Origin of the sequence: Acidovorax sp. (assembly GCF_016783915.1) — a bacterium.
In the GTDB taxonomy this organism is placed as follows: domain Bacteria; phylum Pseudomonadota; class Gammaproteobacteria; order Burkholderiales; family Burkholderiaceae_C; genus Acidovorax.
Map to the genome: position 1 here is coordinate 17,664 of NZ_JADHVT010000023.1, position 25,909 is coordinate 43,572.

The window sequence follows — 25,909 nt, forward strand, 5'->3', positions numbered from 1 at the left end:
CAGTTTACAGCATGACCGGATACGCCAGCGCACAGCATGGCGCATCTGCCACTGGCGCTGAAACCGACGCCCGCGCCCCCCAGACGCGCCGGCTGGGACTGGAAATCCGATCCGTCAACAGCCGCTTTCTGGACCTGTCGTTTCGCCTGCCTGACGAGCTGCGCGCCATGGAGCCCACGCTGCGCAGCCTGCTCACAGCGCGCCTGAAACGCGGCAAGGTCGAAGTGCGAGCCGCCCTAGATACCGACGATAGCAACAGCCTGCAAGACCCGCCCGCGCGGCTGTTGCAGCGTCTCAATTCGTTGCAAGACTCCATCAAGGCGTGGCTGCCCGCAGCCGCCCCCCTCACCGTGGCTGACGCGCTGCGTCTGTGCGCCAACGCGCACTCTGGCACCGAGGACTGGAGCGACGCGATCCCCGCCCTGGCCGAGGAAGCGCTGACCGCCTTGCTGGCAGCCCGCGAGCGCGAGGGGAAGCGCTTGGCGACCATGCTGCTGGACCGTGTCAAGCAGCTGCGGGCCTTGGCCGAACAAGCCGTACCCATGGTTCCGCTGCTGGTAGAGCAGCAACGCCTGCGCTTCATGGAACGCTGGAAAGAGGCCATGGCCCTCACCGATGGCGCCACCCTGCCCGAAGCTGCGCGTGACCGCGCCTTGACCGAGGCCACGGCGTTTGCCATCCGCATCGACGTGGCAGAAGAGATCACGCGGCTGGACTCGCACCTGGACGAAATCGAGCGCCTGCTCAAAAAGGGTGGCGAAGTGGGCAAACGCCTGGATTTCCTGATCCAGGAGCTGCACCGCGAAGCCAACACGCTGGGCTCCAAGTCTGCCGCTCTCGACCTCACCCGCATCAGCGTGGACATGAAGGTGCTGATCGAGCAGATGCGAGAGCAAGTGCAAAATATCGAATAACACTCATTTTTTGATAGCGCCTGGCGCACATCAACCATGGACTATCCAGGAAATCTCATCGTTGTGGCAGCCCCCAGTGGGGCCGGCAAGTCCAGCCTGGTCAAGGCCTTGCTGGAGCTGGACTCGCATGTCCACCCCTCCATCTCGCACACCACCCGTGCGCCCCGCGGCCAGGAAAAGCATGGCCGCGAGTACTTCTTCGCGTCGGAGTCCGAGTTTGACGCCATGGTGCAAGGCAACGCGTTTGTCGAATGGGCCCATGTGCACGGCAACCGCTACGGCACCTCCAAGAAGGCCATCGAAGAACGCATTGCACAGGGCTCGGATGTGATTCTGGAAATAGACTTCCAGGGCGCACTGCAGATCAAGCAGGCATTTGCCAATGCGGTGCTGGTTTTCATCCTCCCGCCCAGCTGGGAAGAACTGCGATCGCGGCTGGAGCGGCGGGGCGAAGACTCTGCGGATGTCATCGAAGTACGCCTCAAAAATGCCGCCATCGAGATGGCCCAGGTCAGCAAATTCGACTTCGTTATAATTAACGAGTTGTTTGAGCGCGCGCTTTTCGACCTGAAAGCCGTAGTTCACGCCCAGCGACTCAAGTACGCCGCCCAGCGCCGCGCCCGTGCTGACACCTTCCAGTCGCTCAATATCACCTGAATCCCCGGAGTAACCGATGGCACGCATCACCGTAGAAGACTGTCTGGAAAAGATCCCCAACCGCTTCCAGCTCGTACTGGCCGCCACGTACCGTGCCCGCATGCTCAGCCAAGGGCACGCCCCCCGCATCGAAAGCCGCAACAAGCCTGCTGTGACCGCCCTGCGTGAAATCGCCGAAGGCAAAGTGGGCCTGGAGATGCTCAAGAAGGTTCCCGGTTGAACGTTCTGCGGGGCAATGCCCACCCAAAAGCACCGCGCCAGCGGTGCTTTTTTTTGCCCGAAAGTCCTCTGGCGCAGTCCCGCGCTACATTTAAGGCATGAACGCGGTGCTCAATTCACCTTCTGCAACGCAGCCCCGGCCGGGTGAACCATCTCCGGCAGGCAATTTCTCGGCAGCCGCTGCGGCCGCCAATGCGGCTGCGGCCAGCTTCGCGGCGCTGACCGACAGCCTGGACTACCTGGACCCCGTCAGCATCGAGCAGGTGCGCCAGGCGTACCGTTTTGCCGACGAAGCCCACCTGGGGCAACTGCGCAACAGCGGTGAGCCCTACATCACCCACCCTATTGCAGTGGCCGCACAGTGCGCGGCGTGGAAGCTCGATGCCCAGGCGCTAATGGCCGCGCTGCTACACGACGCCATGGAAGACTGCGGCGTGACCAAGGCCGACCTGATCGACCGGTTTGGCGCCCCGGTGGCCGAACTGGTAGACGGCCTCACCAAGCTGGACAAGCTGCAGTTCAACACCCGCGAAGAGAACCAGGCTGAATCGTTTCGCAAAATGCTGCTGGCCATGGCGCGTGATGTGCGCGTCATCCTCATCAAGCTGGCCGACCGCACGCACAACATGCGCACGCTGTCAGACATGCCGCGTAGCAAATGGGGCCGCATCTCGTCCGAGACGCTGGAAATTTATGCCCCCATCGCCCACCGCCTGGGCCTGAACCAGACCTATCGTGAACTGCAGGATCTGGCCTTCAGACACCTGCACCCCTGGCGCTACGCCACCTTGGCGAAGGCCGTCAACAAATCCAGGAACCGCCGACGCGATCTGGTTCAAAAAGTGCAGACCGAAGTGGATGCGGCCTTCTCCAAGATCGGCATGAAGGTGCGCCTGGCTGGCCGCGAGAAAACGCTGTATGCCATCTATCAGAAGATGGACCTCAAGCACCTGAGCTTTGCCCAGGTGACGGACATCTACGGCTTCCGAGTCATCGTGCCGACAGTGACCGATTGCTATACCGCCTTGGGTGTACTGCACCAGATGTACAAGCCGGTACCTGGCAAGTTCAAGGACCACATTGCCATTGCCAAACTCAACGGCTACCAGTCTCTGCACACCACCCTGGTAGGGCCCTCGGGCGTGAACATTGAGTTCCAGATGCGCACCGACGAGATGCACGTGATTGCCGAAGCGGGCGTGGCGGCACACTGGTTGTACAAGGCCCAGGACGGGGAAGGCACTGCAGCCGAGCGCCTCGGAACCAAGTGGCTGCAATCCTTGCTGGACATACAGAACGAAACGCGGGATGCGGCGGAGTTCTGGGACCACGTCAAGGTGGACCTGTTTCCCGATGCCGTCTACGTCTTCACACCCAAAAGCCAGATCATGGCACTGCCTCGCGGCGCCACCGTGGTGGACTTTGCCTACGCCATTCACAGCAATGTGGGCGACCGCACCACGGCCGCCAAGATCAACAACGAGCAGATCCCGCTGCGCACCGAACTCAAGAATGGGGATGTGGTGGAGATCATCACCGACCCTATCTCCACACCCAACCCCGCGTGGCTTGGCTTTGTGCGCACGGGCCGTGCACGGTCCAAGATCCGCCACTACCTCAAAACCTTGGCTCATACTGAATCTGAGGGGCTGGGAGAAAAGCTGTTGACCCAGGCCATTCGCGCCGAAGGCTTGGAGCAGTTGCCTCCAGTAAACGCAGAGACGCAACCGCTGTGGGACAAACTATTGCGGTTTACTGGCAACCGCACGCGCAGCGAGCTGATGACAGACCTGGGTTTGGGCAAGCGCATTGCCAGCATCGTAGCCAAGCGCCTCATGGTGCTGATGTCTGAGCATGGACACCGCCCGGATGCCCTGCTCATGACCCGCGAGCGCTACACATCGCACGAAACCCTGTCGCAAGGCGCTGTGACCCTGGACGGTAGCGAGAATGCTTCCGTGCAGTATGCCGCCTGCTGTCGCCCAGTGCCGGGCGACAGCATCGTCGGTTATCTGGGCCGTGGCGAGGGACTGGTGGTGCACAACGCACATTGCAGTGTCGCCAAGCGTCTGCAACACAAAGACAGCGAGCGGTTCATCGCTGTCGATTGGTCGGATGAGCCCACCCGCATGTTCGAAACGGGCGTGGTTGTTACCGTAAACAACGGCAAAGGGGTGCTGGCACGGGTAGCAGCAGAGCTTGCCAATTCAGAGGCCGACATCACCCATGTGGATATGGATGATGAAGCGGCCTTGGACACCACGGACTTGCGCTTCATAGTGGCAGTACGCGACCAATCCCACCTGGAGCTTGCACTGCGCAACCTGCGCCGCACCCAGGCTGTGCTGCGCGCGGCCAGAATCACACCACAACCCTGACGCACTGGCGCAGCAGTACACCAAGCCCGCTCAGGTCGCGGAAAGTGGTGCGCAGGAGCACTGCCTGTTTGCAATCGCTACGAGACGACACTACGGGGTGGGTACTGCACCTCCAACACCTCAAGGTGGCGCACACCGCCTGGTGTTGGTAGCTGCACCTCATCCCCAACGCGCGACTTCAGCAGCGCCCGTGCAACGGGTGAAATCCAGCTGACCTGCCCCATACGACTGTCCGCCTCGTCGATGCCCATGATGGTGATCGTGCGCTCACCATCCTCGTCGTCTGAGTAGGTGACGGTAGCCCCAAAAAAGACCTGTTCGCTACCCGCGTGCAAACTGGGGTCCACCACTTCGGCGATCTCCAGCCGCTTGGTCAAAAAACGGATACGCCCATCAATCTCGCGCAAGCGCTTCTTGCCGTAAAGATAGTCACCGTTCTCAGACCGATCCCCATTGCTGGCAGCCCAGTGAACCACATCCACGATCTTGGGCCGCTCGTTGTCGATGAGATCCAACAGCTCCGCCCTCAGATGCGCATACCCGGACGGGGTGATGTAGTTTTTGCCACCCGGCGGCAAAGGAGGCAATGCCAAACCCTCGTCATCATCGGCACCGTCAGTTTCCTTGGTAAAAGCCTTGCTCATCGCCAGAACTCTCCAATCGGCGCAATACGCCTGGACAAATGAAAAAGCCTGCAATCTCGCGATTGCAGGCTTTAAACATTGGTGCGGCTGGCAGGAATCGAACCCACGACCCCTTGGTTCGTAGCCAAGTACTCTATCCAGCTGAGCTACAGCCGCTAAGCTTTGAATTATAGCATGATTTCTTGGCAACCCCTGAAATTTGCTTTCTTTCTGATTGCTTTCCTGAATCAGGCTATGCAAACAGACAGTCAATTCAACGCAAGCCGAGATTGTAATGCACGATGAAGGCTACAAAAACAAACTGAGCGATTTGGATCACAAAACACATCGTTTGCTGATACATCCACCCTGCGAGCAAGGGTGGTAGGGCGTGTTGGACTTGAACCAACGACCAAAGGATTATGAGTCCTCTGCTCTAACCAACTGAGCTAACGCCCCCAGGCCATGCTACAGCGCTATACAACGTGGCAAGCGCCGTATTGTAGGGGCTTACTTGCGGTGGCTGAGCGCGTTGGATACCAGCTTGGAGGTGATGTCCACAATCTGGATCATGCGGTCGTATGGCATGCGCGTAGGACCTATCACTCCCAATGTTCCTACCACCTTGCCATCGACCTCGTACGGGGAGCTCACGATCGACAGCTCTTCAAATGGTACAACCTGGCTCTCTCCACCGATGTAGATGCGCACTCCCTCCGCTTGGCTGGAAATATCCAGGAGCCGGAGAATCTGAGTCTTCTGCTCGAACAAGTCGAAAGCCCTGCGCAAATTGCCCATGTCACTGGAGAAGTCGCTGACCGACAGCAGGTTGCGCTCCCCGGAAATCACCACCTCATCCTGCGCCTCGGACAGCGCCTCCGAACCCACGTTGACCGCCGCCTGCATGAGCGATGCGATCTCTCCGCGCAACACATCGACCTCGGACTTCAAGCGTTCCCGTACCTGCTCCATCGCAAGTCCCGCGTAGTGGGCGTTCAGAAAGTTGGAAGCCTCCACCAGCTGTGACTGGGAGTGGTCCACCTCGGTAAAGATCACACGATTCTGAACATCGCCCTCCGGGGACACGATGATGACCAGAAACCGCTTTTCAGAGAGTCGCAGAAACTCAATGTGACGAAATACCGAGGTACGCCGAGGTGCCATCACCACTCCAACGAATTGGGAGAGGTTGGACAACAGCTGCGCAGCGTTGGCGATGACCTTTTGAGGCTGTTCAGGTGCCAGCTGCGGCGGCATGACAGACTCTCGCTGCACCGTCAACATGGTGTCCACAAACAATCGGTATCCACGCGCGGTAGGGATACGGCCTGCTGAGGTATGTGGACTCGCGATCAGCCCTAGCTCTTCCAGGTCCGCCATCACGTTTCGTATCGTGGCAGGCGACAAATCCAACCCGGACGCACGGGAAAGGGTACGCGACCCTACAGGCTGCCCATCAGCGATGTAACGCTCGACCAGGGCTTTGAGCAACAACTTGGCACGGTCATCGAGCATGGAATGATTTTACTTTTGTAATCGTGTTTTGGCCCAGCGGCCCCGCCCTTCATGGCGGTGGATGTGGTCGCGTAGGCTACTTATGGACACCCCCAGCATATCCGCAAGGGTCCGCTGGTCATACCAACCAGATCGCCAACAGGCTGCAGCCTGGGCTACATCGTCATCAGACAAGGCACGCTTTCGGCCCCAGGTCTTGCCTGCAGCCCTTGCAGCACGCTGACCAGCTAAGCACCTCTCCCTGATCAATTCGCGTTCAAACTCAGCGAAGGCAGACAGCAGGTGCAGGAACATGCGGCCATGTGCCGTGTCGGTCTCGATTGACTCCGTCAAAGAACGGAAGCCGACGCCCTTCGATTTCAGGTACTCAAAGACCTTGACGAAGTGAGACACAGACCGAGCAAGGCGGTCCAATTTGTAGACCACCAAAACGTCGCCCTTGACCAAGACGGTCAAGAGTTTTTCGAGCTCAGGGCGCTGCTTAACAGCCGAGCGCTTTTCTTGCACAACCTTATCAATGCCAGCCCGCCGAAAGGCCGCTAACCACGTCGGCACCGAAAGCGCGCTTGAGGTGGCGATGCCATGAAGGCTTGTCGATCAGCCGACGCACAAAAACATCGATCAGGGAGGGATGCGGGCAGATCATCCAGAAGTCAAAACCACGGCGGCGGCGATGCTGGGCGATGGCCTGCACGTAGTCGGGAACATCGCTACCGGAGCGCCTAAGCGGGAATTCATTTTGGCATTCGTCCATCACGCAGATGGAGCCATCAGGCAGGTCTTGCCACTTCTTGGGGTCGAACTTTTGCCAGCCGAATTCAGCGGCCTTGGCGTCGTCCATGTCGAAGCCGTGATAGTAAACCGGGCGGTTTTCCTTGAGCTGCTGGGCGCGCACATCGCGCAGGGTGATGAGCGTTTTTCCTGCGCCGTTCGCCCCGGTGGTCAGATAGATCATTTCATCACCCACTTCTTGAAGCTGTCGCCGCTGATGCCGCTGACGATGGCGCGGGCAGCGATAGCGCTGGTGATGATGCTGATGCAAACACCTACCTTCATGAAGCCAATCAGGCCAATCATTTCAGCGGGCAGGCCACCGAGCGCGGTCAGTGCCCCGGCCTTCATCCAGTCGAGGGACGAAGAGACGCCGGTGTAGGTCACTACGCTGATGCCCAAGGCGATCAGGATACGGCCCGCGAGGGTGCCAACGAGATTGATCAACATGCCGCCGATGGCAGCGATAAAAATGGGCATGTGCTATCCCCTTGTGACGATGCGGGCGGCCATGAGCATGGACACGGCGACCAAGATATTGCCGAGCATGGCGAGGTGCTGACAGAGGTTGGACAGTGGCAAGGAAACGCCCTGGCCCCACACGGTGATGCTCAGATCTCCGATGCAGCCACCACCGCCGAGCGGGTCCGATGTGTCGATGCGACCGCTCAGGCGGATGGTTTCATTGCCGGGTAAGTCGCCGGTCTGATTGCCGGTCTTGCCCTTGTTAGCGTTGTACAGGTCAGACTCAGCGCTTTTGTCGTCGAACAGTTTGCAGTTGCGGGCGTACTGCTCTCTGGCAATGGCGCACTGGATAGCGTCACCTTCACAGGCAAAGCCGGACATGCAGGAGCCGCCAAAGCCGCCCTTTTCGCCGTCGCCATCACCGGAGCCAGTACCGCCGCCACCTGTGCCAGTGCCAGCGCCACCGGGCTGGGGATACACGCAGGTACTGCCGACCTTGACGGCATCAGGGGGGCATTTACCGTCGCCATCAGGTGGCACAGGGTCGTTGATGCACCAAGACCCGCTTTTATGCATGCCGGGGGGGCATGTGCCTTCGGGTGTGGGGGGGACAGGCTTGGGCTTCGGATAGTTAGGGACCGGTGTACCAGTACCTGTGCCAGTACCACCGGTGCCAGTTCCGCCTGTGCCAGTTCCGCCTGTACCTGTACCACCGTCGCCGGTTCCAGTACCCCCAGTGCCAGTGCCACCGGTGCCAGTTCCGCCCGTACCTGTGCCACCAGTACCTGTGCCGCCGCCACCCGTTCCAGTACCGCCCGTGCCAGTGCCGCCCGTGCCAGTGCCGCCCGTGCCAGTGCCGCCTGTACCTGTGCCGCCTGTACCTGTGCCCCCGGTGCCTGTGCCCCCGGTGCCTGTGCCCCCAGTACCAGTTCCACCGGTGCCAGTACCGCCAGTGTCGCCATTACCTCCAGTACCTGGGGTAGAGCCGCCACCGCCATCCCCTGGCGTGCAGGTCCCGCCAGTTTGGCGACCGGTGCCGGTGCACTCCTGCGTGTCGCCAAACTTGATACAGATAGATGGATTGGTCTTTACAGTGCAACCGTCCTCACAGGTGTAAGTAGTGTTATCGCCCTTGGTGATACGGTCTCCGACTGACTTCCCGGGTTCGCAACCATTGTTTTTGCACACACCGTTGACACGGGTTTGACCAGCGGGGCAAGGAGGCTCAGGAACGCAAACGCCATTCACGCGGGTTTCGTTGGGCTTGCAGTTGTCGGGAACACATGCGCCGCCCTCTTCATGCTGGCCCGCAGGGCAAGAAGGCGGCTTGCACTGGCCGTCTTTTTCAATGAGTGGAGCGGTGCAAGTGCAGGTGGCACCAGTGGCGGTAGAACCTTCGGGGCAGGAGTCGCCGCGATTGCTAGCGTTGTATGCATTTGAGGTGACATACGCGCCCGAGGTGGCTGAATAGCTGTCAATCAAGCAAGTAATACCACCAGATCGTGGGGTGTAAGTGCGCGATGGATTGGAGCCACCCATGGCAGCGGCAATAGCTGCACACAAGGCATCTTTGGACCCGTAAGCCTGCGCACTAGCAGCTGGCATATACGGCGCATCGCTGGAGTACCAAGAGCCCTGCGGAGACAGTGCATGGGCACGGCTGCGGCATTTGCAGCAGCAGCACCGATCAGCAAACCGACGGCGACGAGCGAGCGATTAAAGGTTTTTTGCATGTCAATTTTCCTCAGTTGAAGTTGGTGAATTTCCGTCGATGTTCAGGGCGCGAATGAGCATCCGAAATGCCCACCTGAGAAGAAGTCGGCGGGCCTGCGGAGAATGTCGGTGGGCAGCAGTCGCTTTTGGTTTCCATAGCGCAACTCGATGCGCTGCCAGCCGGTGGCGTCCTGTTTGCCGTAGAGCTGGACGCCCTTGTCATACACGTTGGTTTGCTTGCCAGCGGCCTTGCTGCCGAAGTAGAAGGAACGACCCACACCACCAGCACGCCATGCGCCCACGCAGTTGTGATCGGGCCGATGACCGTAGTGGTCCATGGCTCCGGCGTCGTAGTCACTGGCAACACGGTCCATGCCACCGCTGATGCCGTCGAAGAAGTCCAAGGCCAGATCGCAGCGCGTGACCAGGGCGCGGTGTTCGTCCATGTAGTCGGCCATGCGTGGTGCCCACCCTGGGGCAGCAAACGTGCAGGCGACGCCGTACAGGTTGCAATGAATGGTCTTGGACTGGGCGCGTTGCCGTGGGCTTTCGCCGGAGGCGAGAAAGCCGACCCAGCCGCATTCATTGCCAGCGCGAAGGATGCTCCATGTGTTGAGCATCCCGGCGCCTGATTGGCCCTTGAGGGTGCACACCCCCAGCGCAGGCGCTGCAGGAGCCGCCACAGCGCGTGCAGCGCCTTTGGTGGCTGGGGGTGTGCGAACGGGCGAAGTAGAAGGCATGGCGGCTCCGGCTATTGCAACCACATTGATTGCAGGCAGGAGAATAGACTCGCCATCACCATGATTGCAAGACTGCAATCATGGTGATTGCAAAATTACAACGCTTGAAACATGAAAACCTTGATATTTGTGGTCGTCTTGGTGGTGATTGCAGCAATCGTGATTGCTGCGTTGAAGAAAAACAGCGCCGCCGACCGCAGCGACGGTGAAGGGCGCGAACCACCAAAAAGGAAACGCCTTCTCACACAGCGCGAAGAGGCCATGTACAACCGGCTCTCAACCTCTTTACCAGAATCAAAAATTCTGGCGCAGGTTTCATTCGGAGCTTTGCTAACCGCGAAATCAAGAGCTACACGAAACAGCTTTGACAGAAAAATTGCAGACTTCGTTGTGTGCGACAAGTCCCTGCAAGTGCAAGCGGTTATTGAACTAGACGACGATTCGCACAAGAAGAAAACAGAAGAAGACGCTGCGAGAGACACCCTACTAACGAGCGCTGGATACCGCGTCATCCGATACGCCAACATCCCAGACATTGACCAACTGCAACGCGACTTCCCACTGGAAAAAAGCACCCTCAAAGGAGCGAAAAATGCTGTCAACAATGACCCTATTGGAACAAGCCCTATCGATGCAACCAGCGCAGTACTGGCACGAAAAGCTGAACCTCAACAGGAACGCGCTTCATAACGCGAGACAAAGGGGCCACATCAGCCCAGCGATAGCAGGAGCACTCGCAGACGAGCTGGGCGAGGATGTGAAAACCTGGATCGTGGTAGCCGCTCTGGAATCAGAGCGAGAAAGCGCATGCAAGACGCGGATGATGAAGCGCGTCGCGAAACTCACATCTGTTTAATGATGTAATTTCGCGATGACGTCCAATTTCCGCCATGTCGCACTTATAGGCAAGTACCAGACTTCAGCTGCAGGCGCCCCCGGCGATGGCTCTCGCCGGGCTTTGGAAGACATTGCGCATTTCTTGGAGCGTCAGGGATGTGAGGTGGTGCTGGAAGCAGAAACCGCCAGCAACACCGGATTGACACACTACCCATCTTTGAATGTAGACCAGATCGGTGCGCGGTGCGATCTGGGGCTGGTGGTGGGGGGAGATGGAACGATGCTAGGCATTGGCCGCCGCTTAGCTCGTTTTGGAACGCCGTTGATCGGAATCAACCAGGGCCGGCTCGGATTCATCACCGACATTCCCTTCGACACCTATCAGACCACCTTACCACCGATGCTGCGAGGTGCCTACGAAGAAGACCAACGACCGCTGATGCATGCAACCGTCGTTCGCGACGAGCGTGTGGTGTTTGAAGCCTTGGCCATGAACGATGTGGTGGTCAACCGTGGAGCAACCTCGGGCATGGTGGAGTTGCGCGTTGAAGTCGGTGGGCAGTTCGTGGCCAATCAAAGGGCCGACGGCCTCATCATTGCATCCCCCACTGGCTCAACGGCATATTCACTGTCCGCAGGAGGCCCCATGCTTCATCCGTCGATCCCGGGCTGGGTGTTGGTTCCTATCGCGCCGCATACGCTGTCCAACCGCCCCATCGTGCTCTCCGATGCGACAGAAGTGGCCGTCGAAGTGGTGAGCGGGCGCGATGTCAGCGCGAACTTCGACATGCAGTCACTCGCGTCCTTGCTGCATGGCGATCGTATCCTCGTCAAAAGGTCTGAGCACCGCGTGCGATTTCTACACCCCCAAGGCTGGAACTACTTCGCGACATTGCGCAAGAAGCTGCGCTGGAACGAAGGAGGCTCCTGACCATGGCACTGCGGCGGATAACTCTGCGGGATTTTGTGATCGTCCAAACGCTGGAACTTGATTTGCGCAGTGGCTTTACCGTATTGACCGGTGAAACCGGGGCGGGGAAATCCATCCTGATCGATGCGTTGCAATTGGCACTGGGGGCACGCGCAGATGCAGGGGTAGTACGAGAAGGATGCAGCAAGACCGACATTTGCGCGGAATTCGACTGCCCCGCACATGCGCGCCCATGGCTAGAAGAAGCAGGGTTTGAAACCGATGACTGGCTGCTATTGCGCCGTACGGTAGACACGCAGGGCAAGAGTCGCGCTTGGATCAATGGCACACCTGCGACAGCTTCACAATTGCGCGCATTGGGCGAGATGCTTCTCGACATCCACGGTCAGCACGCATGGCAAAGCCTGACCCGTCCAGAGTCGGTGCGCGGATTGCTGGACGCTTTTGCCGGTGTGAGTACCCGCGATACAGCATCGCGTTGGGCGCAATGGCGCGCTGACCTCAAGGTATTGCAACAGGCACGCGCAGCACAGGCAACACTTCAGCAAGAGCGCGAACGCCTGCAGTGGCAAATCAGCGAAGTGGACAAACTTGCGCCGGGCGACTTGGAGTGGGAGGACCTCGATGCGCAACACAAGCGCCTGTCTCACGCGCAGGCGTTGCTGGACGGGGCGCATGGGGCGCTTCAGGCTTTGCAAGAAGACGACGCGGGAGCGGTCTCTGCGCTAACCCGCGCACATGCGCTGCTGCAGGTGCAAGAACACATTGAGCCAGAGTTTGCCAATCTGGCCGATATTCTGGCATCGAGTCTGGCACAGGCCACAGATGTGGTGCATTCACTGCACACCTATTTGCGCCATGCGGACATCGACCCGCAACGTTTGGCAGAACTGGACGAGCGCATGTCCCTATGGATGGGACTGGCTCGCCGATACAAACGCCCCCCTGCTGAACTTCCCGCTCTGCTCAAGGACTGGAAAGCATCCATGCGCCAACTTGATGCAGCCACCGATTTGGAAAGACTGCAAGCCAACGAATCAGTCAGCGCCAAGGCATACCAGACGGCGGCGCGCGCGCTGTCTCTGGCTCGCGCCAAAGCAGCACCAAAGCTTTCCGTGTTCATCTCTCAGGCCATGCAGGGCCTTGGGATGGAAGGCGGCAAATTTGAGGTGTCGGTAACCAAGGCGTCGGAGCCCTCTCCCGACGGAATCGATGATGTCGTGTTTTTGGTGGCAGGGCATCCTGGCATGACCCCAAAGCCGGTCGGCAAAGTCGCATCCGGCGGGGAGTTGTCTCGCATTTCGCTGGCTATCGCAGTCACAACCAGTGAATTGGGCTCAGCCCCCACACTCATTTTTGACGAGGTGGACTCCGGCGTGGGCGGAGCAGTCGCCGAAACCGTGGGACGATTGATGCAACAGCTAGGACGCGACCGCCAGGTGCTTGCTGTGACCCACCTGCCTCAAGTGGCGGCATGTGCGCACCACCACCTCAAGGTGGCAAAAAACAAAAGCGCCAGAGGCACGACCAGCACCGTGCTGGTCGTGCAGCAGGACGAGCGCGTTGCGGAGATCGCCCGCATGCTGAGTGGTGAGCGCGCCACCGAGACGACGCTAGCGCACGCGCGCGAAATGCTGGGCACTGTCGCTCCGATGTTGGCCGTGGCACGTACCACACCTCTTGATACCTCTACCCCCACTAGGAAACGCTGATGGCCCTTGAAATCGTCCTCATCACGGGCATGTCGGGGTCTGGCAAATCAGTCGCCTTGCACGCCCTGGAAGATGCTGGCTACTACTGCGTGGACAACCTGCCGCCTGAGCTTCTGCCGGCGTTCGTAGCGCTCGAACACAAGCACCATGGCAATCGCGTGGCCATTGCGGTGGATGTTCGCAGCGCCACCTCTTTGCATCAAGTGCCTCAAGAATTGAGCCGCTTGCGCAGCCAGGGCGTAGCCGTTAAATCGCTTTTTTTGGATGCAACGATTGACACGCTGGTGCGGCGTTTCTCCGAAACGCGACGCCGCCACCCCCTGTCGCACGACGATCTTCAGCAAGGACGCAGGGCGCTGGTACAGATCATTGAGCTGGAGCGCGAATTACTGGCTGAACTGCGCGAGCAGTCGCATGTGATCGACACCAGTACCATTCGCGCCTCCCAGCTGCAAAGCTACGTCAAGGGTCTGATGTCTACTGCGCAAGGGCAATTGACCTTGGTGTTCCAGTCATTTGCCTTCAAACGCGGTATTCCCATGGATGCTGACTATGTCTTCGATGTACGCATGCTGCCCAACCCGCACTACGAGGCTGCGCTCAAGGACCTCACCGGACTGGACCAGCCCGTAGCCGACTTTCTGGACATCCAGCCCGACGTGGGCCTGATGCGGGCCCACATTGAGCAATTCCTGGCGCACTGGCTGGAAATGCTGGACCGCAATCATCGGAGCTACGTCACAGTAGCCATCGGGTGCACCGGCGGGCAACACCGCTCTGTCTATCTGGTAGAGAAACTGGCGCAGGCTTTCAGTGACCGATGGACTGCGCTGAAACGGCACCGTGAACTGGATGGGCGCTGACCATGGCTTTCATGAATGGGCTCTGTGAGCCAACCCACATGGGGTGCTGGTAACGAAATTTCGGCACTGGCGAAACAAAAGGGCCGAGACCTAGGGAGCGCGCAATTTGCGGTCACCAAAGTGTCGATTGCGTGCTGTCCAGCAACTTGCGAATGGGCGCCGGCAACCCGACCGAGGACCATTGGTCTGGCCCCAGCCACTCTCCATCTTCCACAGGGGGCACAACCCCATCGGTCTGTACCAACAGGGGGTGAAGGTGCAGATCCCGATGCGTCAGCACATGCACAAAGGACTGCAACTCTTGCTGCACGCACTGCGCTGGGCTCCCCAAACCCCTCACAAATGCATCTCGGGACTCAAGGTCAGCAAACACGGGCACGCAGTGCATTCCCGCCCAAATCCCGGTGGGCGGGCGGCGTTGCAGCCAGATACGGCTTTGCACATCACGCACGATCACCAACTGCCATGATTCAGCCCGGCGTGCCAGTTTGCGGGTTCTGACCGGATAGCGTTCGGGATCACCCTCCTTGAAAGCCACGCAATGGGCCATCAACGGGCAATCTGAGCATTGTGGAGTACGAGGCGTACACAGAGACGCCCCTAGGTCCATCAAGCCCTGGGTATAGCGGGGCATCGCCGCTTCAAGATCACGCACTGGCAACAACGCGTCCGCGTGGTCCCACAGCAGGCGCTCGTTCTTGGCAGAAGCGAGATCACGATCAAAGCCCAGCAGGCGCGTCAGCACCCGGCGCACATTGGCGTCCAGAATGGGCACACGCTCGGAAAAACAGAACGCTGCAATGGCCCCCGCAGTCGAGCGCCCAATGCCCGGCAAGGACGCCAATACCGCCGCCGTTCGCGGAAAGGCCCCGCCATGGTCCGCCATGATCTGCTGTGCACAACGGTGGAGATTGCGTGCGCGGCTGTAGTAGCCCAAGCCACTCCACAGCCCCAAGACCCCGTCCTGGGGCGCAGCAGCCAGGGCGCCGACATCAGGAAACCTGTCCAGAAAGCGCGCGTAGTAGTCCAGCACCGTGGTGACCTGGGTTTGCTGCAGCATGATCTCCGACAGCCAAACCCGATAAGGGTCGCGGGTTTGTTGCCATGGCAAATGGTTGCGGCCATGGGTAGCCTGCCAGGCGACCACGAGCTCGGCCACATCCTCCCGGGTCTTACCACTCATGCTGGAACCGGATGCGCGTCGGTCAACACCGGTGCAGCCCCTGGCAGAGTCACCAACTTGGACGTCAGCTCATGGAGCTTGCGCTCCAGCTGTCCAAGCTCTTCCTCTCCAGCCTCGATCTCCGAGATCCGTTCTACCAACCCGCTGGCAGCCTGTTGGATGCGGTCTACCGCCTCCATGCGACGAGCAAAGCTCCGGCGTCGCTCTCGCAGCTGCGCGTCCAATTGTGCGGTGGCTGATTTGCTCCATAGTTCCAGATCGTTGGCAGCCGACTCATACACCGTTCGCAAACGCATGGCCAGAGCGCGCACCAGACGCTCGGCAAACTCTGGCTGTGCGAGTTTGAGCGCATTTCCCATTCCCAGATACTGCAAATGACTCTGCTCGATCTGGTGCAGGTCTTGCGCAAAATGCTCCAGTTGTGGCGGCGAGGGCACCTGCAAAGAAAAACCGAACTCGGCATTGAGCTGCCGGAAGGTCCCGCTGAGCATGGCCTGAATCTCGGTGCCAGAAGCTTGCGCCTTGTCCAAGGTGCCTCGCAGCTTGTCAAAGGTCTGGACGTATATTTTCTTCACGCCCAGCTTGAGCCCCTTTTGCTGAAGCGTCTGGGCCAGTTCCGCCAGCTCAGCCTTGAGCGCCTTGGCGCCCAGCTGTTGGAAGACGTCACGCAACAGCTTGAGATGAACCGCACGAACCGCCTGAATCTTGGCGGTACTGAGGTCGAATTCACGCTGCTCCTGCTCAATGCGATGGCGCATGGATTCGATTACCGATGCATTCTTGCCCCGCAGACTGCGCAACTCAGCCATCTGGTCATCGAGGTCGCGGCGTCGGATATTGATCACCCGCGACGTTTCTGTGCGCAGGCTGGCCACCCCTGTCGCCACCGCGGCACGCAGTATGGACTGTCGCCTGCCCATGATGCCTTTGGCAAGCGCCTCTTCCAGTGCGGGCAGTCCACTGGTTTCCAGCAACACGTCATCCGCAGTGATCTTGGCCACCAGGCCTTTTTGTGCAGATACAGGCACCACACGGTCCAGGGACACGCCGAGCATCTCGGCCGATGTCGCGCACTGCCGGTCCATCTGCGCTTGGACTTGCTCGGCGGTGTTGAGCGTATCCCAGAGGGTGTCGATCTTGTTCAGCACCACCAAACGCGCTTCCATGCTCTCGGGCGAAATGGCCAGGTGCTCTCGCCAGATCGACAGGTCCGAGCGCGTCACGCCGGTGTCGGCGCTCAGGATGAACACCACTGCGTGCGCCTGGGGGATGAGGTTGACCGTCAGCTCGGGCTCCGCTCCCACTGCGTTCAGGCCAGGCGTATCCAGAATCACCAAACCCTGCTTCAGGAGCGGGTGCGGGATATTGATGATGGCGTGGCGCCACATGGGCACCTCCACCAAGCCCTGCGCGTCAGGCACAGGGTTTTCGTCTATCAGATCGTCATGCCAGAAACCCAGCGCACGCGCATTGTCCAGACTGACCTTGCGAACCTCGGCCACTTTTTCAAGGGCTTTGGCAATCTGGTCGGCGTTGCCAACATCCAGCGGGATCTCCTGCCAGCGGTCGGTCTTGACCCTCCACTCCGCCAGGCTCTGCATCTGAAGGCGGGTCTCAATCGGCAATAGCCGCAAGCTGGGCGCAATATTCGCGTCGTACCCCAGCTCGGTGGGGCACATGGTCGTGCGGCCCGCACTGGCAGGCATGATGCGCCGGCCATAGTCAGCAAAAAAGATCGCGTTGATCAGTTCTGACTTTCCACGCGAAAACTCCGCCACAAACGCCACCATGACCTTGTCGCTGCGGACCTGCTCTTCCAGGCGCTGCAATCGCTCTTGCACCGCTGCATCCATGAGGTCGTGCGTGGCCATCCAATCGGCCAGCCGCTTGAGCTGCTGGGCGAACTCCCGTCGCCAGACGCCATGCTGGTCGAACTGTTCGTTGAATGAAGGTCCCACTTTGCTCCCAGAGATCTATGGATGGCCCGCGAGGCAGGCATATACAAAATATAGCATCGACCGTACACCGGCTGTCATGAACCGCCGATCAGATGGGGCCTAGGGCCGCTGGCACTGGCGACAGAAGTAAGTGCTTCTCTGCCCCTGGCGAATCAGCTCGATGGTCGTGCCGCATTCATGGCAAGGCTGGCCATCGCGGCCGTACACCTTAGCGGCGGTCTGGAAGTGGCCTGCCATTCCCTCCGCATTGGAGAAATCACGCAGCGTACTACCGCCCATCTCAACCGCTCGGGCCAGCACCGAGCGAATGGCCTGGTGCAGCTTGTGCACCCGCGCAGCACCGATGCGTGATGCAACGGTGGTTGGACGGATGCCAGCCAAAAAAAGCACCTCAGAGGCGTAGATATTTCCAACTCCCACTACCAAGCGCCCCGCCAGAAGCAACTGCTTGATGGGCATCCGGCTCTTCTTGAGTCCTATCTGGAAATCCGGGAGCAAGAACCCGTCGGACAAAGGCTCCATGCCCAATCCGCCCAGCAATTTAGTCGCCAGCGGCGAATTTTCTGCCTGCGCATAGACCACGGCACCAAACCGGCGCGGGTCGTGAAGACGCAGCGTTCCCTTGTCGGTCACAAGGTCAAAATGGTCATGAACGCCTGCCTGAGGCATGCCGGACGCAAAGCGCAGGCTCCCCGACATACCCAGATGCAGGAGCAGCAGGCCCTGGGTCATATCGAGCAACAGATATTTACCCCGCCGACGCAATCCGACCACCTGTTGACCCACCAGCGTCTGCGGGTCACAACCCAGGGGCCAACGCAGGGGCTTGCCCATCACCACTGCCTCGATACAGGCTCCGGCGATTGCATCGGCAAAACTGCGCCGTGTCACTTCCACTTCGGGCAACTCAGGCATACAAACAACCGGGCAACGGCTTAACAGGCATGGATTATTATGGCCCGATGGTGTTATTCCACAGCTTTCGTACCGTCGCATTGGTCACCGTGATTGCGGCGTCCGCCCACTCAGCTTGGGCCCAAAGGCCCGCCGGCGAAAGCCGCCCCCCGAACGAGCCCCCTCCGGTAGAGTCCAACCCCGCATTGGACGCAGAGCTGTTCTACGAAATCTTTCTGGGCGAGATCAGTGCACGAACTGGGGACCCGGGCGCAGGCTATGCGTTCATGCTGGAAGCTGCGCGCCGAAGCGCTGACGGGCAGCTCTACCAAAGGGCTGCAGACATTGCCCTGCAATCACGATCAGGCGAATACGCCCTGGCTGCAGCCAGAGCCTGGAAGGAAGCCTTGCCCCAGTCGCGCGAGGCCAATCGGTATGTGCTGCAGATCCTGATCGCACTGAATCGCATTGGCGAGACGCCTGAATTGCTGCGCCAAGAACTCGCGCAAGCCTCTCCCCGGTCCAAGGCGTCGGCCTTGGCATCTCTGCCGCAACTATATGGACGTGCAAGCGACAAAGCGCTGGCCGCCAAAGTGGTAGAACAAGCACTGGTCAACGAACTGACCAATCCTGCCACCGGCCCCGAGGCCTGGGTGTCGCTGGGCCGCTTGAGGCTTGCGGCAAGTGACAAGGGGGGAGCGCTGGACGCTGCGCGCAAGGCACAGGGCCTGGACAACGCCAGCGAGAGCGCAGCAAGGCTGGCGCTGGAGCTGATGGACGAAGGTCTGCTGGACGCGGAACCCATCGTAACGCAAACGCTGTCCAAACAACCTATCCCGGACCTGCGCATGGCGTATGCCAGGGTATTGCTGGGCCTGCAGCGCTACCCGGAGGCCAGTCGCCAGCTGGAGACGGTCACCAAGGAAAAGCCTGACCTGGCGGAAGCCTGGCTGGTGGCCGCCACCTTGCAGTACCAGGACAACCGGCTGCCCGCAGCAGAGGCATCGCTTCAGCGATTCATGGAACTGGCATCTGCGTCTGGTGACGCCGACCTGCGGCAAAAGAGCCTCACGCAAGCGTACCTGCTCTATGCACAGATTGCCGAGAAAAAGAAAGACTTTGCGGGCGCTGAAGCTTGGCTCGCACGGATCGACAACGCAGAGGAAGTCTTTGGTGCGCAAACGCGCCGCGCGTCACTGCTGGCACGCCAGGGCAAGGTCGCCCAGGCGCGGGCCTTGTTGCGCAACCTGCCTGGCAATTCAGCAGACAGCCAACGCATGAAGCTGATGGCCGAAGTGCAGCTGTTACGCGACCAGCGCCTCTACCAGGAAGCCTACAAGGTGCAAGTTGAACTGGTGGCTTTGGCTCCCGACGATGCCGAGCTGGTCTACGACCAAGCCATGCTGGCCGAAAAGGCGGGCCAGCCCGACACCATGGAAAAGCTGCTACGCCAAGTGATCGCGCGCCAGCCGGAGTACCACCACGCCTACAACGCCCTTGGCTATTCGCTGGCGGACCGCGGAGTGCGGCTGGACGAGGCCAAACGATTCATCCTGAAGGCATTGGAATTTGCCCCCAACGACCCTTTCATCATGGACAGCCTAGGTTGGGTAGAGTTTCGCCTGGGCAACAAGGCAGACGCCCGCAAGCACCTCGAAGCGGCCTTCAAGGCACGGCCCGATGTGGAGATTGCCGCACATCTGGGCGAGGTGCTTTGGAGCATGGGCGACAGGGACGGTGCGACACGCGTCTGGAAAGAAGGGCAACGCGCCAGCCCTGACAACGACACCCTCAAAGAGACTCTGAAACGCCTCGGAGCCACCCTCTGATGCCGGGCTTTTTCAGCGCCGCTTCCAGCAGTCGGCTACGGACTCTTCCTCACCGATGGACATGGTGGCTGGTGTTGTGTGCGCTGTGGCTCGCTGGTTGTGCGCAGCCAATGGCCAAAGCCCCCATGGACGAAGACAGCTGGAGTGGGCGCATCGCCTTGCAGATCGACGGACAGGCCTCACAGTCTTTTTCTGCCTTGTTTGAACTGCGTGGCACCCCACAGGCCGGCGGACTCGTTTTGCTCAGCCCCTTTGGCAATCGCATTGCGCAACTCGACTGGAAAGATGGTCATGCGCAGCTGCTCAGCGGCCAAGACACGCGCACATCGAACTCGCTGGATACGCTGCTCCAAGACGTGACCGGCACCCGCATTCCCGTGACCGCCTTGTTCAGCTGGCTCAAGGGCACCCAGGCCAGTGCAACGGGGTGGAACGCGGACCTCTCGGGCATTGCCGACGGACGACTGACGGCACGCCGCAGCGATCCTGAACCCACCGCGACGCTGCGCATTGCACTGACCCCCTGACGGACTGCAACCTGCTGCGGCCAACAGGACTGCTCAGTTCAAACTGCGAAAAAGCGCACTTCACTTTTCTGCCTCCATGCAAGCCTTGTATGACGTGCCGGCCCCGGCCAAGCTCAATCTTTTTCTGCACATCACCGGGCGGCGTGCAGATGGCTACCATCTTCTGCAGTCCGTATTCATGCTCGTTGACTGGTGCGACACCCTGCACTTCGAACGCCGGATAGATGGGTTGATTTCGCGGGAAGACCTCTCCACCGTACTGCCAGACGAGGACCTCTCGGTTCGCGCTGCACGCGCACTGCAAGCTGCGACAGGCTGCAGTGAGGGCGCTCACATCGGCGTTCTGAAGCGCGTACCGGCGCAGGCAGGCATGGGAGGCGGCTCTTCAGATGCCGCCACCACGCTGCTGGCTTTGAACCGGCTGTGGGGGCTTAACCTGCCAAGACCCGCATTGGCAAAGATCGGTTTGCAGCTGGGCGCAGACGTCCCGTTTTTTTTATGCGGTCACAACGCTTGGGTGGAGGGAATTGGTGAGACAATCACGCCGCTTGAGAAAGCGCACCAGCTACCGCAAGCGAGCTTTGTGATCGTGAAGCCCGCAGCAGGTTTGGAGACAAAAGAAATTTTTTCGTCACCAACTTTGAAACGCGATTCAAATAGTGCTACAATCTTAGGCTTTGCTGCAGCACACTTTGACTTCGGTCGAAACGACTTGCAGCCAGTTGCTCAGGCTCTTTGCCCCGGTGTTTTACAAGCCATTGAATGGCTCAAAGATCGCGGCCTCAAAGGCAGAATGACAGGCTCAGGCAGTGCGGTGTTTGCGCAAATGTCACGCGCAGTTGACTTGAGCGGAGCCCCTGAGGGCTGGCAAGTGAAGGCATGTGAGAATCTGATGGTTCATCCTCTGGCAGGTTGGGCATCAGAAGAAATTTAAGGTTGATTGCCCTCGGCAATTGACCTGTGTAGGGGAGTCGCCAAGCTGGTTAAGGCACCGGATTTTGATTCCGGCATGCGAAGGTTCGAATCCTTCTTCCCCTGCCAAACGCTTTCCGCGTACGGGCTTTTTTTTCAGACTGCTGGGACGCTCATGCAAGCCAACCACCCCGACTTCATGGTTTTCACCGGCAATGCCAATCCTGGCATGGCAGCTGAAATTGCCCAACACCTCGGCACCACCCTCGGTGCAGCCGATGTGGGTCGCTTTTCTGACGGTGAAGTCACCGTCGAAATCAAACAAAACGTGCGCGCACGTGATGTTTTCGTGGTGCAGTCCACCTGCGCACCCACCAACGAAAACCTCATGGAACTGCTGATCATGGTCGATGCGCTCAAGCGCGCGTCGGCTGAGCGGATCAGCGCCGTGATTCCTTATTTCGGTTACGCCCGCCAGGACCGCCGCCCCCGCTCTACCCGTGTGCCCATCACGGCCAAGGTGGTGGCCAACATGCTGCAGGCCGTGGGCGTGGCCCGAGTGCTGACCATGGACCTGCACGCTGACCAGATCCAGGGCTTCTTCGATATTCCCGTGGACAACATCTATGCGTCGCCGGTGCTGCTGGGCGACCTGCGCCAGAAGAACTACGAAGACCTGATCGTCGTCTCCCCCGACGTGGGCGGCGTGGTGCGCGCACGCGCCCTGGCCAAGCAACTGAACTGTGATCTGGCCATCATCGACAAGCGCCGTCCCAAGGCCAACGTGTCGGAAGTGATGCACGTGATCGGCGAGATCGAAGGCCGCAACTGCGTGATCATGGACGACATGATCGACACCGCAGGTACACTGGTAAAGGCGGCCGAGGTGCTCAAGGAGCGCGGCGCCAAGAAGGTTTACGCCTACTGCACACACCCCATTTTCTCGGGTCCTGCCATCGAACGCATCGCCAAGGGCACAGCCCTCGATGAAGTCGTGGTGACCAATACCATCCCGCTGAGCGACAACGCCAAGGGATGTTCCAAGATTCGCCAACTCTCCGTGGCCCCGCTGATCGCCGAAACGATCCAGCGCATTGCCAAGGGTGAGTCGGTCATGAGTCTGTTCTCGGACCAGGACAACCTGTTCTGACACGCTCCCCCGGGAGCGTTGCAGTCGGATTGCACGCACGCCTCCTTCGGGAGGCTTGTCTGTTCGAGAGCAATGCGCAGGCCTGCCGCCATGAAGGCGTCACAGGTCTTTTTTAATCGGGGTACGACTGGTCGCGGTCTACCCTTTTCAGGAGCTAACTATGAACTTCGTCGCTTTTGAGCGCGCCAAGCAGGGTACGGGTGCGAGCCGCCGTCTGCGTAATTCGGGCAAGACGCCTGGCATCGTGTACGGTGGTGCTACCGAACCACAACTGATCGAGGTGGACCACAACGCACTGTGGCACGCCCTCAAGAAGGAAGCGTTCCACTCCAGCGTGCTGGACATGGAAGTGGCTGGCGCCACGTCCAAGGTCGTGCTGCGTGACGTGCAATACCACCCCTACAAGCAACTCGTGCTGCACATCGACTTCCAGCGCGTGGACGACAAGACCAAGCTGCACCTGAAGGTGCCACTGCACTACAGCGGTGCAGAAGAGTCCAACGCCGTCAAGGTGGACAAGTGCATGGTCAACCCGATCGTGAACGAACTGGACGTGACCTGCATGCCTTCGGACCTGCCCGAATTCATCGCTGTGGACCTGTCCAAGCTGGAAAAGGGTGCTTCCCTGCACCTGAAGGACATCAAGCTGCCCAAGGGCGTGGTGGCCAAGGTCCGTGGTGGCCAGAACAACAACCCCGTGCTGGTGTCCGTGGTGCCTCCAGTCGTGGTCGTCGAGACCCCTGCTGAAGCCGCTCCTGCTGCCGATGCCAAGGGCAAGGGCAAGGGCAAGAAGTAATTCGCCGGTCAACGACCTCGATCACTTCCTCCGGTCAACCCACCCTGCGGGGTTGACCACAAAACGGCCCACCTCGTGTGGGCCGTTTTCATTGGTGCGGCGCATCTTGCGAACTGCACAGCCCACTTCCTGAACACGTCTTCAGAGGCGCCGCAGCATTCCCAACGGCCTGCCCCCATCCCAGCCACCGATAATCCCGCACATGATCAAGCTGTTTGTAGGCCTGGGAAACCCCGGGCCAGACTACGAGGACACGCGGCACAACGCCGGCTTCTGGTGGATTGATGCCCTGGCGCGCGAACTCAAGACCACGCTGGTGCCCGAGCGCAGTTACCACGGCCTGGTGGCACGCACCACGGTGCACGGCCAGAACGTGTGGCTGCTGGAGCCGCAGACCTTCATGAACCTCTCGGGCAAGTCGGTGGCTTCGCTGGCGCGCTTTTTCAAGATCCTGCCCGAGGAAATCCTGGTGGTGCACGACGAACTGGACATTGCACCGGGCCAGGTCAAGCTCAAGCGCGGCGGCAGCCATGCCGGGCACAACGGCCTGCGTGACATCCACGGACAGCTGGGATCGCCCGACTACTGGCGCCTGCGCATCGGCATCGGCCATCCGGGCGTCAAAAGCGAAGTTGCCAACTGGGTGCTCAAGAAACCGTCGCCAGACCAGCGCACGCTGATCGAGGACAGCATCGCCCACTCGCTCAAGGCCTACCCCGCTCTGTTGGCGGGGGACATGGAAAAGGCCACGCTGCTCATCCACACCACCAAACCGCCCCGCCCCAAGCCCCCTCGGCCCGTGGGGGACTGAAGGGCCACAAGTCCGTCCAGCCGTTGCGCAGTGGATATTGCTATATATTCAGTAGCACCCAAGACATAAACCACTAGCGCGAGCGGTCGATTGGGCTCAAATTACGTCGGCGTGGACGCCTGCAGCCGCTGGAACTTCTGCCACAGGGTTTCGCGGCTTTCCACGTGCTGCGGGTTCACGGGAATACACGCCACCGGGCAGACCTGCACACACTGGGGCTCGTCGAAATGCCCCACACATTCCGTGCACTTGTTCGGGTCGATTTCGTAGATCTCCTGCCCCAGGTAGATGGCCTGGTTGGGGCATTCGGGCTCGCACACATCGCAGTTGATGCACTCGTCCGTGATCATCAGCGCCATACAGCCTCCCAGTGCACGGGGCCAAAAACAGGGGCAACGGAGCGAGCGGCGCAGTTCATGCTCCGTATTATCCCGCGCCGGTGGCATGTGCCTTGCGTGCCACACTGCAACCCACCACCGCTGACGGGGACGTTTTTACCGTTATGCTGTGTATACACATTAATTTTGACGCCCCTGCGTCTGACCCACCTGCCAACGCACCCCACCCATGGGCCTGTTTTTTCTCAAGCGGTTTGTCACCCTCCTGGCCACGTTGATTGGCGCCTCCATCGTCGTGTTCCTGGTGCTGGAAATCCTGCCGGGCAATGCCGCGCAGATTCTGATGGGTCCCGATGCCTCTCCCGATGCGGTGGCGGCTCTGGCCACCAAGCTGGGGCTGGACCAGCCCGCCAGCCTGCGCTACTGGCAATGGGTGAGCGGCCTGGTGGTGGGCAACATGGGCGACAGCTACGCCTACAGCTCGCCCGTGCTCGACCTGGTGCTGGAGCGCCTGGCGCTCACCGTGCCGCTGGCCCTGATGGCCATGGTGATCACCACGGTGCTGGCGCTGGCCGCCGGTGTGTACGCTGCTGCACGCCACAACAAGCTGGGTGACGTGGGCGTGATGGGCCTGGCCCAGATCGGCATTGCCATCCCCAACTTCTGGTTCGCGATCCTGCTGATCCTGCTGTTCTCGGTGAAGCTGCAGTGGTTCTCGGCCGGCGGCTTTACGGGCTGGACCGAAGACGCTGGTGGCAGCCCGCTTGAAGCCCTCAAGGCCCTGCTGCTGCCTGCGATTGCGCTGGCCGTGGTGCAGGCTGCCATCCTGGCGCGCATTACCCGCTCGGCCGTGCTGGAGGTGCTGCGTGAAGACTTTGTACGCACCGCTCGCGCCAAGGGCTTGACGCAGCGCGCAGCGCTGTGGGGCCATGTGCTGCGCAACGCCATGATTCCGGTGGTCACGGTGATGGGGCTGCAATTTGCCAACCTGCTGGCAGGCACCATCGTGGTCGAGAATGTGTTCTACCTGCCCGGCCTCGGGCGCCTGATCTTCCAGTCCATCTCCAACCGCGACCTGATCGTGGTGCGCAACTGCGTGATGCTGCTCGCCGCCATGGTGGTGATCGTGAACTTCGTCGTGGACATCCTCTACGCCGTGATCGACCCCCGCGT

Annotated in this window: 26 protein-coding genes and 3 tRNA genes; 16 read left to right on the forward strand and 13 right to left on the reverse strand. The window is 60.1% G+C overall.

What is annotated here, in order from left to right; all coding sequences use genetic code 11:
- The first annotated feature begins 11 nt into the window (after positions 1-11).
- The 4 genes from ISS20_RS07090 to ISS20_RS07105 all read left to right on the forward strand — a co-directional run bounded on the left by ISS20_RS07090 (position 12) and on the right by ISS20_RS07105 (position 4,168).
- Positions 12-914 carry a YicC/YloC family endoribonuclease gene (locus ISS20_RS07090; protein WP_291435104.1) on the forward strand — a complete coding sequence of 301 codons (903 nt, stop codon included), beginning with the start codon at positions 12-14 and terminating at the stop codon, positions 912-914.
- 36 nt (positions 915-950) lie between these two features.
- Positions 951-1,571, forward strand: coding sequence for a guanylate kinase (gene gmk, locus ISS20_RS07095; protein WP_056060545.1), 621 nt, complete (start codon positions 951-953; stop codon positions 1,569-1,571).
- Between the two features lie 16 nt (positions 1,572-1,587).
- On the forward strand, positions 1,588-1,791 hold the full coding sequence (gene rpoZ / locus ISS20_RS07100) for a DNA-directed RNA polymerase subunit omega (protein WP_005794722.1): 204 nt from the start codon (positions 1,588-1,590) through the stop codon (positions 1,789-1,791).
- A 97-nt stretch (positions 1,792-1,888) separates the two neighbouring features.
- Positions 1,889-4,168 (forward strand): bifunctional (p)ppGpp synthetase/guanosine-3',5'-bis(diphosphate) 3'-pyrophosphohydrolase, encoded by a 2,280-nt coding sequence (locus ISS20_RS07105; RefSeq protein WP_291435106.1) that lies wholly within the window; start codon positions 1,889-1,891, stop codon positions 4,166-4,168.
- 77 nt (positions 4,169-4,245) lie between these two features.
- On the opposite strand, the gene greB is transcribed toward ISS20_RS07105, so the two are convergent.
- The 9 genes from greB to ISS20_RS07150 all read right to left on the reverse strand — a co-directional run bounded on the left by greB (position 4,246) and on the right by ISS20_RS07150 (position 9,995).
- Positions 4,246-4,812, reverse strand: a complete 567-nt coding sequence (greB, locus tag ISS20_RS07110; RefSeq protein WP_291435108.1) for a transcription elongation factor GreB — start codon at positions 4,810-4,812, stop codon at positions 4,246-4,248.
- 79 nt (positions 4,813-4,891) lie between these two features.
- A tRNA-Arg gene (locus tag ISS20_RS07115) sits at positions 4,892-4,968 on the reverse strand.
- Between the two features lie 205 nt (positions 4,969-5,173).
- Positions 5,174-5,250: transfer RNA gene (locus ISS20_RS07120), tRNA-Ile, on the reverse strand.
- A 51-nt stretch (positions 5,251-5,301) separates the two neighbouring features.
- Positions 5,302-6,306: a heat-inducible transcriptional repressor HrcA gene (hrcA, locus tag ISS20_RS07125; RefSeq protein WP_056060538.1), complete on the reverse strand. Its 1,005-nt coding sequence runs from the start codon at positions 6,304-6,306 to the stop codon at positions 5,302-5,304.
- A 9-nt stretch (positions 6,307-6,315) separates the two neighbouring features.
- Positions 6,316-6,813 (reverse strand): recombinase family protein, encoded by a 498-nt coding sequence (locus ISS20_RS07130; RefSeq protein ID WP_291435111.1) that lies wholly within the window; start codon positions 6,811-6,813, stop codon positions 6,316-6,318.
- A 7-nt stretch (positions 6,814-6,820) separates the two neighbouring features.
- A complete protein-coding gene (locus ISS20_RS07135) occupies positions 6,821-7,261 on the reverse strand; it encodes a zonular occludens toxin domain-containing protein (RefSeq protein WP_291435113.1) in 441 nt (146 codons plus the stop codon).
- Positions 7,258-7,557: a DUF2523 domain-containing protein gene (locus tag ISS20_RS07140; protein WP_291435115.1), complete on the reverse strand. Its 300-nt coding sequence runs from the start codon at positions 7,555-7,557 to the stop codon at positions 7,258-7,260. The genes ISS20_RS07135 and ISS20_RS07140 overlap by 4 nt, the downstream gene beginning before the upstream one ends.
- A gap of 3 nt (positions 7,558-7,560) precedes the next feature.
- Entirely contained in the window at positions 7,561-7,923 is a 363-nt protein-coding gene (locus ISS20_RS07145) for a virulence factor TspB C-terminal domain-related protein (RefSeq protein ID WP_291435116.1), read from the reverse strand.
- A gap of 1,394 nt (positions 7,924-9,317) precedes the next feature.
- On the reverse strand, positions 9,318-9,995 hold the full coding sequence (locus tag ISS20_RS07150) for a replication initiation factor domain-containing protein (RefSeq protein ID WP_291435118.1): 678 nt from the start codon (positions 9,993-9,995) through the stop codon (positions 9,318-9,320).
- A 111-nt stretch (positions 9,996-10,106) separates the two neighbouring features.
- On the opposite strand from ISS20_RS07150, the gene ISS20_RS07155 reads away from it, so the two are divergent.
- From ISS20_RS07155 to rapZ, 4 genes are all read left to right on the forward strand, one after another.
- Positions 10,107-10,685 carry a DUF2726 domain-containing protein gene (locus tag ISS20_RS07155; RefSeq protein ID WP_291435120.1) on the forward strand — a complete coding sequence of 193 codons (579 nt, stop codon included), beginning with the start codon at positions 10,107-10,109 and terminating at the stop codon, positions 10,683-10,685.
- Positions 10,686-10,866: 181 nt separating this feature from the next.
- On the forward strand, positions 10,867-11,763 hold the full coding sequence (locus ISS20_RS07160) for an NAD kinase (RefSeq protein WP_056060503.1): 897 nt from the start codon (positions 10,867-10,869) through the stop codon (positions 11,761-11,763).
- 2 nt (positions 11,764-11,765) lie between these two features.
- The gene (gene recN / locus ISS20_RS07165) at positions 11,766-13,475 is read left to right on the forward strand and encodes a DNA repair protein RecN (RefSeq protein WP_291435123.1); all 1,710 of its coding nucleotides are present in this window, start codon (positions 11,766-11,768) and stop codon (positions 13,473-13,475) included.
- On the forward strand, positions 13,475-14,338 hold the full coding sequence (rapZ, locus tag ISS20_RS07170; RefSeq protein WP_291435125.1) for an RNase adapter RapZ: 864 nt from the start codon (positions 13,475-13,477) through the stop codon (positions 14,336-14,338). The genes recN and rapZ overlap by 1 nt, the downstream gene beginning before the upstream one ends.
- A 112-nt stretch (positions 14,339-14,450) precedes the next feature.
- Here the strand turns inward: rapZ and mutY are convergent, their stop codons facing one another.
- The 3 genes from mutY to mutM form a co-directional block, all read right to left on the reverse strand.
- Complete coding sequence (gene mutY, locus ISS20_RS07175; RefSeq protein WP_291435127.1) at positions 14,451-15,521, reverse strand: A/G-specific adenine glycosylase; 1,071 nt, start codon at positions 15,519-15,521, stop codon at positions 14,451-14,453.
- Complete coding sequence (locus ISS20_RS07180; RefSeq protein ID WP_291435129.1) at positions 15,518-17,479, reverse strand: dynamin family protein; 1,962 nt, start codon at positions 17,477-17,479, stop codon at positions 15,518-15,520. Before ISS20_RS07180 ends, mutY begins: the two co-directional genes overlap by 4 nt.
- A gap of 99 nt (positions 17,480-17,578) precedes the next feature.
- Entirely contained in the window at positions 17,579-18,394 is an 816-nt protein-coding gene (gene mutM / locus ISS20_RS07185; RefSeq protein ID WP_291435131.1) for a bifunctional DNA-formamidopyrimidine glycosylase/DNA-(apurinic or apyrimidinic site) lyase, read from the reverse strand.
- A gap of 29 nt (positions 18,395-18,423) precedes the next feature.
- On the opposite strand from mutM, the gene ISS20_RS07190 reads away from it, so the two are divergent.
- The 7 genes from ISS20_RS07190 to pth all read left to right on the forward strand — a co-directional run bounded on the left by ISS20_RS07190 (position 18,424) and on the right by pth (position 24,398).
- Entirely contained in the window at positions 18,424-20,202 is a 1,779-nt protein-coding gene (locus ISS20_RS07190; RefSeq protein ID WP_291435132.1) for a tetratricopeptide repeat protein, read from the forward strand.
- 110 nt (positions 20,203-20,312) lie between these two features.
- Positions 20,313-20,729, forward strand: coding sequence for a lipoprotein insertase outer membrane protein LolB (locus ISS20_RS07195; protein ID WP_291435133.1), 417 nt, complete (start codon positions 20,313-20,315; stop codon positions 20,727-20,729).
- A 76-nt stretch (positions 20,730-20,805) separates the two neighbouring features.
- Positions 20,806-21,663, forward strand: coding sequence for a 4-(cytidine 5'-diphospho)-2-C-methyl-D-erythritol kinase (gene ispE, locus ISS20_RS07200; RefSeq protein WP_291435134.1), 858 nt, complete (start codon positions 20,806-20,808; stop codon positions 21,661-21,663).
- Positions 21,664-21,693: 30 nt separating this feature from the next.
- Positions 21,694-21,770, forward strand: a tRNA-Gln gene (locus ISS20_RS07205).
- Between the two features lie 46 nt (positions 21,771-21,816).
- Positions 21,817-22,791 (forward strand): ribose-phosphate pyrophosphokinase, encoded by a 975-nt coding sequence (locus tag ISS20_RS07210; RefSeq protein ID WP_056060480.1) that lies wholly within the window; start codon positions 21,817-21,819, stop codon positions 22,789-22,791.
- Between the two features lie 160 nt (positions 22,792-22,951).
- Complete coding sequence (locus ISS20_RS07215) at positions 22,952-23,587, forward strand: 50S ribosomal protein L25/general stress protein Ctc (RefSeq protein ID WP_056060476.1); 636 nt, start codon at positions 22,952-22,954, stop codon at positions 23,585-23,587.
- 202 nt (positions 23,588-23,789) lie between these two features.
- A complete protein-coding gene (pth, locus tag ISS20_RS07220) occupies positions 23,790-24,398 on the forward strand; it encodes an aminoacyl-tRNA hydrolase (protein WP_291435137.1) in 609 nt (202 codons plus the stop codon).
- 101 nt (positions 24,399-24,499) lie between these two features.
- On the opposite strand, the gene ISS20_RS07225 is transcribed toward pth, so the two are convergent.
- Entirely contained in the window at positions 24,500-24,757 is a 258-nt protein-coding gene (locus ISS20_RS07225) for a YfhL family 4Fe-4S dicluster ferredoxin (protein WP_056060470.1), read from the reverse strand.
- 208 nt (positions 24,758-24,965) lie between these two features.
- Here ISS20_RS07225 and ISS20_RS07230 point away from each other — a divergent pair.
- The coding region (locus tag ISS20_RS07230; RefSeq protein WP_291435138.1) for an ABC transporter permease at positions 24,966-25,909 on the forward strand (944 nt) is incomplete at its 3' end.

What these genes read in the sequence shown, in the direction of transcription:
- ISS20_RS07090 (WP_291435104.1), top strand. Translation starts at nt 12, where the DNA reads ATGACCGGATACGCCAGCGCACAGCATGGCGCATCTGCCACTGGCGCT.
- gmk (WP_056060545.1), top strand. Translation starts at nt 951, where the DNA reads ATGGACTATCCAGGAAATCTCATCGTTGTGGCAGCCCCCAGTGGGGCC.
- rpoZ (WP_005794722.1), top strand. Translation starts at nt 1,588, where the DNA reads ATGGCACGCATCACCGTAGAAGACTGTCTGGAAAAGATCCCCAACCGC.
- ISS20_RS07105 (WP_291435106.1), top strand. Translation starts at nt 1,889, where the DNA reads ATGAACGCGGTGCTCAATTCACCTTCTGCAACGCAGCCCCGGCCGGGT.
- greB (WP_291435108.1), bottom strand. Translation starts at nt 4,812, where the DNA reads ATGAGCAAGGCTTTTACCAAGGAAACTGACGGTGCCGATGATGACGAG.
- hrcA (WP_056060538.1), bottom strand. Translation starts at nt 6,306, where the DNA reads ATGCTCGATGACCGTGCCAAGTTGTTGCTCAAAGCCCTGGTCGAGCGT.
- ISS20_RS07135 (WP_291435113.1), bottom strand. Translation starts at nt 7,261, where the DNA reads ATGATCTATCTGACCACCGGGGCGAACGGCGCAGGAAAAACGCTCATC.
- ISS20_RS07140 (WP_291435115.1), bottom strand. Translation starts at nt 7,557, where the DNA reads ATGCCCATTTTTATCGCTGCCATCGGCGGCATGTTGATCAATCTCGTT.
- ISS20_RS07145 (WP_291435116.1), bottom strand. Translation starts at nt 7,923, where the DNA reads ATGTCCGGCTTTGCCTGTGAAGGTGACGCTATCCAGTGCGCCATTGCC.
- ISS20_RS07150 (WP_291435118.1), bottom strand. Translation starts at nt 9,995, where the DNA reads ATGCCTTCTACTTCGCCCGTTCGCACACCCCCAGCCACCAAAGGCGCT.
- ISS20_RS07155 (WP_291435120.1), top strand. Translation starts at nt 10,107, where the DNA reads ATGAAAACCTTGATATTTGTGGTCGTCTTGGTGGTGATTGCAGCAATC.
- ISS20_RS07160 (WP_056060503.1), top strand. Translation starts at nt 10,867, where the DNA reads ATGACGTCCAATTTCCGCCATGTCGCACTTATAGGCAAGTACCAGACT.
- recN (WP_291435123.1), top strand. Translation starts at nt 11,766, where the DNA reads ATGGCACTGCGGCGGATAACTCTGCGGGATTTTGTGATCGTCCAAACG.
- rapZ (WP_291435125.1), top strand. Translation starts at nt 13,475, where the DNA reads ATGGCCCTTGAAATCGTCCTCATCACGGGCATGTCGGGGTCTGGCAAA.
- mutY (WP_291435127.1), bottom strand. Translation starts at nt 15,521, where the DNA reads ATGAGTGGTAAGACCCGGGAGGATGTGGCCGAGCTCGTGGTCGCCTGG.
- mutM (WP_291435131.1), bottom strand. Translation starts at nt 18,394, where the DNA reads ATGCCTGAGTTGCCCGAAGTGGAAGTGACACGGCGCAGTTTTGCCGAT.
- ISS20_RS07190 (WP_291435132.1), top strand. Translation starts at nt 18,424, where the DNA reads ATGGATTATTATGGCCCGATGGTGTTATTCCACAGCTTTCGTACCGTC.
- ISS20_RS07195 (WP_291435133.1), top strand. Translation starts at nt 20,313, where the DNA reads ATGGCCAAAGCCCCCATGGACGAAGACAGCTGGAGTGGGCGCATCGCC.
- ispE (WP_291435134.1), top strand. Translation starts at nt 20,806, where the DNA reads ATGCAAGCCTTGTATGACGTGCCGGCCCCGGCCAAGCTCAATCTTTTT.
- ISS20_RS07210 (WP_056060480.1), top strand. Translation starts at nt 21,817, where the DNA reads ATGCAAGCCAACCACCCCGACTTCATGGTTTTCACCGGCAATGCCAAT.
- ISS20_RS07215 (WP_056060476.1), top strand. Translation starts at nt 22,952, where the DNA reads ATGAACTTCGTCGCTTTTGAGCGCGCCAAGCAGGGTACGGGTGCGAGC.
- pth (WP_291435137.1), top strand. Translation starts at nt 23,790, where the DNA reads ATGATCAAGCTGTTTGTAGGCCTGGGAAACCCCGGGCCAGACTACGAG.
- ISS20_RS07225 (WP_056060470.1), bottom strand. Translation starts at nt 24,757, where the DNA reads ATGGCGCTGATGATCACGGACGAGTGCATCAACTGCGATGTGTGCGAG.